We start from the raw sequence: 7,586 nt of genomic DNA, 5'->3' as shown, positions 1-7,586 counted from the left end.
GGTCGCCCAGCGCGAAGCGCCAGTTGAAGGCGAGGAGGGCGTCCGCGGAGAGGAACGACGGGGTGGTCGTCCGGAATCGGTCAGGGCTCTCCCCTCCGGGGGACCCCTCGCCCGGAGGGCCGATGACCGCGCGTGCGCTCAGCCGGCGCGCCAGCTGCCGGGGCCAGTGCACGTCGACACCCGCCGCCGCGAGGTCCCGCGCGCCGGTGCCCAGGAGGTCGGTGATCTCCTCGTCCGCCAGGTCGAGGGCGTCCGGGACGGCCGCCGAGAGCAGCGGCGCGAGGGGCGTCCAGGCGCGGGCGGCACGCCGCAGCGCGAGCAGGGCGTCCATGCGGGCCCGCGGCCCGAAGGCCTTGGCCGAAGCGCGTGACGCCGCCCAGACCTCGGTGGCGTCGGCGACCAGTGCGGGGTCGCTGACGCTGTGCATCTGGAGCACGGCACGGAAGGCGACGCGCTCCTCGTCCTCGGCTCCCGGTACGGCCCGGTCGAGGCCCGGCACCTCGACGCGCAGCGAGATCCGCACGCCCGCGTCGTGTCCCGCGGCGACATCGGCGGCCCACGCGCGGTGTTCGGGCACCTGCTGTGGCTCGGTCGCGGCGAAGGCCGGCGCGCCCGCCGCGAGGCTCGCCGCGGGGGAGCGGGGCAGAGCGTCGGCGACGGCGTCGAGGAAGGCGCGCAGCAGCGCTTCGGGCGCGGGGAGGCGGAGGGGCTCCGGTCCGTCCAGGGGTGTCGCGTGGGCCTCGGGCGGCATCGCGGCGGCCAGTTCCCTGACCCGCTCCAGATCCTCGGCCCGCAACGGGCCGGCGCGCCAGGCGTCGTGGTCGGTCGCGGTGAGCCCGGGCAGCAGCAGGCCGCGTGCCGCGAACTGGAGGGCGAGCACGGAGGCGGCGCCCCAGAAGACGGCGGTCTGGTGCGCCTGCGCGGTGGCACGCGCGCGCGTGAGGACCGGCAGCGCGGCGCGTACGGGCAGCAGGACGGCGGGTACGGAGGCGTGCTCGGCACCGGCGTCTCCGGGCAGGGCGAGGCTCAGCTCCTCGGGATTGCCGGCCTCCGTGTGCGGGGGCCGACCGCCGTCTGGGCGCCAGAAGGCGACTCTTCCTTCGCGTGCCGGGTCGCCGGGCACGAAGACCGCGCAGCAGCGGACCAGTTCGGAGATCTCGGGGAGTGTTGCCACGGGATGCCTGTGGGCAGCGATGACGTATACCTCAAATTTGACTACTGGGCGGAATCGCCGAGGGTACCCCAAGACTCCGCCCGGCGAGCCGCGTCACAAGGTGACGCCGGTCACTCCTGCCCGAAAGGGGTGGAGCTAGCCCCCCTCCGGGGGCGGTGCTAACCCCGCGCACAGTCGGGTGGTGGCGTCATGGTGTCCAAGGCCGCTGATTTCTAGGTTTGTTGAGGTCAGGCCGTCTTGTGAGCAGGGCGTCCGGACAGTACGTCCACCCCCACACCTCTCACCACACCCCGACACGCCCATCGCCGTGCCCATCACAGGCCTATCGCCATGCCCAGAGACCGGAGACCTCGCCATGACCCTGGCCGTCGAACCCGTAGTGGACCATTCCTCAGGTACGAACGGGACGCAGCCGCAAGGAAGCGAGTTCACGCCGCTGCTGCGCACCGTCAAGAGCCAGGACCTCCTGGAGCGGCGCACCGGCTGGTACGTGCGCAACATCGCGCTGAACGCCCTGTCCCTCGCCGCGGTCGGCACGGGCATGGCTCTCATCGGCGGTTCCTGGTGGGTTCTCGCCCTCGCTCCCGTCCTCGCCGTGCTCTGCGCGCGCACCGCCTTCGTGGGGCACGACGCCGGCCACGCGCAGATCACCGGCAACCGCGCCGTGAGCCGGCTCATCGGGCTCGTCCACGGCAATCTCCTGCTCGGCATGAGCTACAGCTGGTGGAACGACAAGCACAACCGGCACCACGCCAACCCCAACCACATCGACAAGGACCCCGACGTGGCCGCCGACGTCCTCGTCTTCACGAGCAAGCAGGCCGCGACGCGCTCCGGCTTCCGTCGCTGGCTCACCCGCAACCAGGCCTGGCTGTTCTTCCCGCTGACCCTCCTGGAGGGCCTCGCCCTGAAGCTGTCCGGCTTCCAGGACCTGCGCCGCCAGTCCCCGCGCGAACGCGCCGTGGAAGGACTCCTCCTCGCCGCCCACGTCGTCGGCTACGTGGCCCTGCTCCTGACCACCATGCCGCTCGGCCACGCCCTCGCCTTCGCGGCGATCCACCAGGCACTCTTCGGCCTGCACCTCGGTATGGCCTTCGCGCCGAACCACAAGGGCATGGAGATGCCCGACCCGGACGGCGAGCGCTGGGGCCACCTGCGCCGGCAGGTGCTCACCTCCCGCAACATCAAGGGCGGCGCACTGACCGACTGGTTCCTCGGCGGCCTCAACTACCAGATCGAGCACCACCTCTTCCCGAGCATGCCCCGCCCCCACTTGCGCCTGGCCCAGCCCCTCGTCAAGGCTCACTGCCGCGACCTGGGCATCCCCTTCACGGAGACCGGTCTCGTCGACTCCTACCGGCAGGCCCTGCGCCACATGTACGAGGTCGGGGAGCCGCTGCGCATGGAGTGACCCACCTTCCCGGCGGGTCCTGTGCAGCCCTGAGCCCCGGGCTCCTTGCCCGGGTCACGGGGCGTGCGTGCTGCATGGGGCTGCACCGGGCTCAGGGGTGCGTCAGGGTGGAGGCTCAGGGGTGTCTCAGGGTCGTGAACAGGAACCGCCCGGGCCGCGAGTCCGTTTCAGAGAGTAGAGGCGGGGGCCCGCCTCTCATGGCGAGGGCGGTTTGCAGCCCCCGAAGGAGGCGACGGACATGTCGAGGAACGCGAAGATCGCCGCAGGAGGTGTGGCGGCCGGACTGATCCTGTTGATCTGGCTGCCCTGGTGGGCGTCACTCCTGATCGTGCTCGGGGTGCCCACGGCGGCCTATCTGGCGCTTGACCCCTCCCAGCGGCGCAGGCTCCGCCGCGCCTCACGCAGGGAGATCGGCCGCTGACAAGCGGTGCTACGGGCGGGTGGCCGCTGCCGGCGCCGAGCAGCTGTTGACGACGTCGCCGCTCGCCGGCCTGGCGATCGTGTGGTCGGCGGGCGGCCGTGCGCCGTCCTCCACCCACGCGGTGAGCAAGTCGAACGCGGACCGATAGCAGGGCAGTACGGGCCGCAGTCGGTCCGGATAGGTGTCGTAGAGACCATCGGTGTGCGTGCCGTCCTGCACGGTGTACGTGCGGTGCAGGCGGCCGCGCCCCCGGTCGTCGACCATCCGCCCGTACACATCGGCGTCGGCCGCGATCGGAAGCAGGGTGTCCAGGTCGCCCTGGAGCGTGATCAGCGGCTTGCCGATCCGCCCGCTCAGCGCGACCCGCGCGACGGCCCGGTGTACGGAGGCGGGGCGTGCCGCGTAGTCGTAGGAGACGTCGGACGCGCACGGCGCGAGCAGCTCGTCCGTCGTCGAACCCGCCGACGGGCCGGGGCACTTGGAGTCGTACGAGGGATCGAACTCGGCGCGGTAGATCTTCTGCGTGATCCCCCAGTAGGCCTTCTGGTGGTAGGCCCACAGGAATTCGGACCCGCGCGCGAAGCCCACGCGATACAGATCGTCGTCGTCGGCCTTCCCGAGCCCGTAGGCGACGGCGGTCGGCAGTGAGGTGAGCGGGTTCGGGCCGTCCGTGGTCCACAGGGTGCCCTCCCAGTCGACGCCTCCGTCGTACAGCTCGGGATGGTTCTCCAGCTGCCAGCGCGTCAGATAGCCGGCGTTGGAGATCCCGGTCATGTACGTCCGGTCCGGGGCCCGCCCGTAGCGCTGGGCCACGGCCTTCTTCGCCGCTCCGGTGAGTTGAGTGGTCCGGTTGTTCCACTCGACGATCGCGTCGCCGGGGCGCCTTCCGTCGCGGTAGAAGTCGGGCCCGGTGTTGCCCTTGTCGGTCGCCGCGTAGGCGTAACCCTGGGCCAGGACCCGGTCGGAGATCGCCGCGTCCGTCGAGTACTGCTTACGGTTTCCGGGTGAGCCGGTCACCACGAGGCCGCCGTTCCAGTGGTCGGGCAGCCTGATCACGAATTGGGCGTCGTGTTGCCACCCGTGCGTCGTATTGGTCTTGGAGCCGTCCGGGAAGTACCCGTCGATCTGCGAACCCGGTACGCCGGACGGGTTGCGGGTCCCCTTCGCGGTGAGGCCCGCCTGGTCGGCGGTGTCGGTGTACGGGGTTCCGGCCAGGCCCACTGTCGTCAAGTCGCCCAGGCAGGCGCTCTGTTGAAAGGCGGCACCCGGGACGTGCACCCGCTCCTGGTGTGCGCAGTGGGCCCCGCCCCCGCCGCTCTCCGTGGCGGCTCCCGCGGGCACCGGCCCCGAGGCGGCCAGCGCCAGCAGGGCGGTGGCGAAGAGGGGGACTGTTCCGGGCACGCGCATGGGGAGCCTCCGCGACGACGAGGGACCGGCAAGGGTGACGAGCGGGGCCATCGTGCGGGCGGGACGGGTCACCGGGCCATGGGCCGGCGCCACATGGGGGAGGGGAGCGGTATGTGGGGCTGGTGTTGGGGCGGCGTGCGCGCGGCGGGACGGCGGCCCGCCGCGGGAGGAGTCAGGAGGGGCGTACGGCCATCTTGTCGAGCGCTTCCAGGAGGCCGGGCAGCTCGGGGCCCCGCCCCACGGGCAGCACCTCACCGGGCTCGTCGTCCAGGAGCACGAACGCGATGTCGTCCGTCCGGGCCACCATCGACCAGCCGGGGCCGTCGGCCCGGAGCGTCCTGGCCTCCCCGGACGCGAACGCCGACCGGACACGGCCCAGGGGCGGAGGGCTGTCCACGTAGGCGCGCACCTCGGCGAGGACCCGCCGGATGCCGGCGTGCGGGGCACGGGTGCTCTGCGCCTCGGGGTCGCTTGCTGCGGGAGAGGCGGCGGTGGCGTCGCCGGAATCGGGGGTTGACGTGCTGCCGGCGTCCGGGCGGTCAGAGCCCGTGCCGCCTGCACCCTCCGGGGCCTCCGCGCCAGCCGCGCCCTCGGAGTCCTGCGTGCCACCCGTGACGTCCGCGCCGCCCGGGCCGTCCGCCAAGAACGCACTGTCGTCGATCTGGTCCCGCCAGGACGCCCACTGGAGGGCGATCTCGTCGGCGCCGAGGCGCCGTTGGGCGGGGCCCCACGTCTCCGTGTTCGGCGGCGTGAGGGGCGGACCGTCCATGATCTCGGGGTCGTGCTCAGGGTCGTGCGGCGCGGGGACACCCGGCGCGGACACGGACAGGGCGAGCGGCCACCCCGGCAGAGCCGAGACCACCGTGCGGTCGTCGGGCGACAACTCGTACTCCATGCCGCAGTCCCAGGATGCGATGGCGACGGCGACGAGGGACACGTCGTCGATGACGACGGTCCAGCGCGCCCCCGCCCCGTCCTGCCCGAGTACGAGCCCGTACCCGTCGGCGAGGGGCGCGAGCCCGAGTGCGGCGCATGCCTCCGGGTAGTCGTCCCCGAGCACGCTGGGGAACTTCGCAGGGGTCAACAACACCGCCGTCAGTACGTACAGCGCGTCGTCCCCGGCGGCGACCGCGTCGTCCGTCCCGGCCATGCCAGCCTCCCCTGAGCTTCGTCCGTCGGCGCACCCTAACCAGTCGCGGTGGAGATCGTCGAGGGCGTTGAGCTGGAAATTCTCCACGGGGACCCGGTGTGGCGACCCGTGGGCGGACCATGCCAAGATCCCGTGCGCACTTCGTGTGCCTTCCGTGGAGAGCCGACGGGCGTCGTGGGTCAGGTGTCGGCGGGCAGGCCGAGCAGCGTCCGTGCCACGACCTGGGGTGACTCGTCGCGTTCCCGCGCGAGCGCGATGACCGCGCGGCACGCGAGTTCGTTGATGCCGAATGTCAGGGCCTCCGGAGACACCCACGTCGCGGCCTCGGCGAGCCTGTCCTCGTCGTCCTCGACGGACGCCGAGACATAGGTGGCCGCCGCCTCGAAGAGGTTGTGCGGCCGCTTGCGCGGCGGTTCGGCGACGCTCGTGCCGGCCGGTGTCCGTGTGACCAAGGCCTTGCGGAGTCTGTCGAACATGTACGCCACCTTCCCCCTGCTGTCGTGTGCGACGGTGCGTCACATCACCAACGTAGAGCTGGAGTTCGAGCGCCAGAAGGGCTCAGAAGGGTTTCGTCTACGGTGCTCGCAAGTCCGCGAGGGTGGAGCGCAGCCAGGCGAGTTCTGCCCGGCTGGTCGCGCGGGCGATGGTGAGGATGCCGCGACGGAACGGGTCGTCCAACTCCTCGGCACGCAGCGGCCGTTCACCGTCGTAGAAGAAGCTGGCCGGTTCATCGAGGAACGCCAGCCTGCGCGCGAGCACCGTCGCCTGCGCCGACGGGTCGTCGAGGTGTCTCAGGAACGCGAGGACCGTGAACCAGCGGTTCTCGTCGGTGATGTCGGCCCGCCCGGGCTCCGCCAGCCTGCCGCGGAGTTCCTCCCGGCCCGCGGCGGTCAGGCTGAGGACGTGGCGCTGGGCCGCGACCGACCCCGGCTGCGTCTCGCGGGTGAGCAGGCCCGCCTTCTCCAGGCGCTTGATCGCCGGATAGAGCGTGCTCTCGGCGACGGGCCGCACGTGGCCGGTCAGTGCCGTGATCCGTTTGCGCAGCTCGTAACCGTGCAGAGGGGCGTCGTAGAGGAAGCCGAGGATGGCGAGTTCCAGCATGCCCTCATTGTGCCGCACTCCCTCCGGGTTCGGTGTACATCGGTCTGGCAATACATCGGTGTCGATGTATGCTCTACGGAGTGCCCCGTAAGGGCGGGGCTGTGCGGTTGCTGGGGAGAGGGAGTGGGGGCGCATGATGAAGCAGGCCCGGTTCGACTCGCAGGAGAGCCACATCCGCTGGGTCGAGGCCGATGGGTACGGGGCGTCGCGGGTGTACGTCCATGGGTTGGGGTCCGCCTCGACCGTCTATCACGCGCACATAGCCGGCAGGCCCGAACTCGCGGGCCGTCGTTCGCTGTTCGTCGACCTGCCGGGGCACGGCATCAGTGACCGGCCCGCCGACTTCGGGTACTCGCTGGACGACCACGCCGACGCCCTGGCGGCCGCTCTCGACGCATCCGGCGCGTCCGGGGCCGAGCTCGTCGCGCACAGCATGGGCGGCGCCGTGGCGATCGTCCTCGCCCACCGGCGCCCCGATCTCGTGTCGCGGCTCGTGCTCACCGAGGCCAACCTCGATCCGTACCCTCCCCGCGTGGAGGGCAGCAGCGGAATCGCCTCTTACGGGGAGGACGAGTACGTCACGGGCGGCGGCCACGCGCGCGTGCTCGCCAAGATAGGCCCCCTGTGGGCCGCCACCATGCGCCTCGCGGACCCCCTAGCCCTGCACCGCACCGCCGTCGGGCTCGCCCGCGGCACCCGCCCCATCATGCGGCGGATGCTCATGGACCTGGACATCGACCGCCTGTATCTGCAGGGCGCGCGCAGCGGTGAACTCGCGGACCGCGCGGGCCTCGAGGCCGCGGGCGTGCGCGTGCGCACCGTGCCCGACGCCGGGCACAACATCATGTTCGACAACGCGGAGGCCTTCGCGGCGGCGGTCGCGGGCGACCACGTCATCGCGTAGCCCGGCATGGGGGACGGG

8 protein-coding genes are annotated in these 7,586 nt (G+C 72.0%); 3 read left to right on the top strand and 5 right to left on the bottom strand.

Annotated elements, in window-relative coordinates; genetic code table 11:
* Positions 1-1,174, bottom strand: a 1,174-nt coding sequence (locus tag CG723_RS39955) for an SNF2 helicase-associated domain-containing protein (RefSeq protein WP_234374769.1), incomplete at its 3' end; no start/stop codon positions are given.
* 355 nt (positions 1,175-1,529) lie between these two features.
* On the opposite strand from CG723_RS39955, the gene CG723_RS39950 reads away from it, so the two are divergent.
* A complete protein-coding gene (locus CG723_RS39950; protein ID WP_100598452.1) occupies positions 1,530-2,585 on the top strand; it encodes a fatty acid desaturase family protein in 1,056 nt (351 codons plus the stop codon).
* Between the two features lie 238 nt (positions 2,586-2,823).
* Positions 2,824-3,006: a hypothetical protein gene (locus CG723_RS39945; protein WP_100598451.1), complete on the top strand. Its 183-nt coding sequence runs from the start codon at positions 2,824-2,826 to the stop codon at positions 3,004-3,006.
* A gap of 9 nt (positions 3,007-3,015) precedes the next feature.
* Here CG723_RS39945 and CG723_RS39940 read toward each other — a convergent pair whose 3' ends face one another.
* From CG723_RS39940 to CG723_RS39925, 4 genes are all read right to left on the bottom strand, one after another.
* Positions 3,016-4,413 carry a tannase/feruloyl esterase family alpha/beta hydrolase gene (locus tag CG723_RS39940; protein ID WP_100598450.1) on the bottom strand — a complete coding sequence of 466 codons (1,398 nt, stop codon included), beginning with the start codon at positions 4,411-4,413 and terminating at the stop codon, positions 3,016-3,018.
* 172 nt (positions 4,414-4,585) lie between these two features.
* Entirely contained in the window at positions 4,586-5,563 is a 978-nt protein-coding gene (locus CG723_RS39935) for a hypothetical protein (RefSeq protein WP_100598449.1), read from the bottom strand.
* A gap of 179 nt (positions 5,564-5,742) precedes the next feature.
* Positions 5,743-6,039, bottom strand: a complete 297-nt coding sequence (locus CG723_RS39930; RefSeq protein WP_100598448.1) for a hypothetical protein — start codon at positions 6,037-6,039, stop codon at positions 5,743-5,745.
* Between the two features lie 97 nt (positions 6,040-6,136).
* Positions 6,137-6,664 carry a PadR family transcriptional regulator gene (locus CG723_RS39925; protein WP_100598447.1) on the bottom strand — a complete coding sequence of 176 codons (528 nt, stop codon included), beginning with the start codon at positions 6,662-6,664 and terminating at the stop codon, positions 6,137-6,139.
* 136 nt (positions 6,665-6,800) lie between these two features.
* On the opposite strand from CG723_RS39925, the gene CG723_RS39920 reads away from it, so the two are divergent.
* Positions 6,801-7,568 (top strand): alpha/beta fold hydrolase, encoded by a 768-nt coding sequence (locus tag CG723_RS39920; protein WP_100598460.1) that lies wholly within the window; start codon positions 6,801-6,803, stop codon positions 7,566-7,568.
* Positions 7,569-7,586 lie beyond the last annotated feature (18 nt).

Source organism: Streptomyces sp. CB01635 (assembly GCF_002803065.1).
Lineage (GTDB): Bacteria > Actinomycetota > Actinomycetes > Streptomycetales > Streptomycetaceae > Streptomyces.
Note: the sequence above shows the minus strand (reverse complement) of the source record. Positions and strands in the feature narration are given on the sequence as shown.

Coding starts and splice junctions, on each gene's coding strand:
- CG723_RS39950 (WP_100598452.1), top strand. CDS start 1,530: ATGACCCTGGCCGTCGAACCCGTAGTGGACCATTCCTCAGGTACGAAC.
- CG723_RS39945 (WP_100598451.1), top strand. CDS start 2,824: ATGTCGAGGAACGCGAAGATCGCCGCAGGAGGTGTGGCGGCCGGACTG.
- CG723_RS39940 (WP_100598450.1), bottom strand. CDS start 4,413: ATGCGCGTGCCCGGAACAGTCCCCCTCTTCGCCACCGCCCTGCTGGCG.
- CG723_RS39935 (WP_100598449.1), bottom strand. CDS start 5,563: ATGGCCGGGACGGACGACGCGGTCGCCGCCGGGGACGACGCGCTGTAC.
- CG723_RS39930 (WP_100598448.1), bottom strand. CDS start 6,039: ATGTTCGACAGACTCCGCAAGGCCTTGGTCACACGGACACCGGCCGGC.
- CG723_RS39925 (WP_100598447.1), bottom strand. CDS start 6,664: ATGCTGGAACTCGCCATCCTCGGCTTCCTCTACGACGCCCCTCTGCAC.
- CG723_RS39920 (WP_100598460.1), top strand. CDS start 6,801: ATGAAGCAGGCCCGGTTCGACTCGCAGGAGAGCCACATCCGCTGGGTC.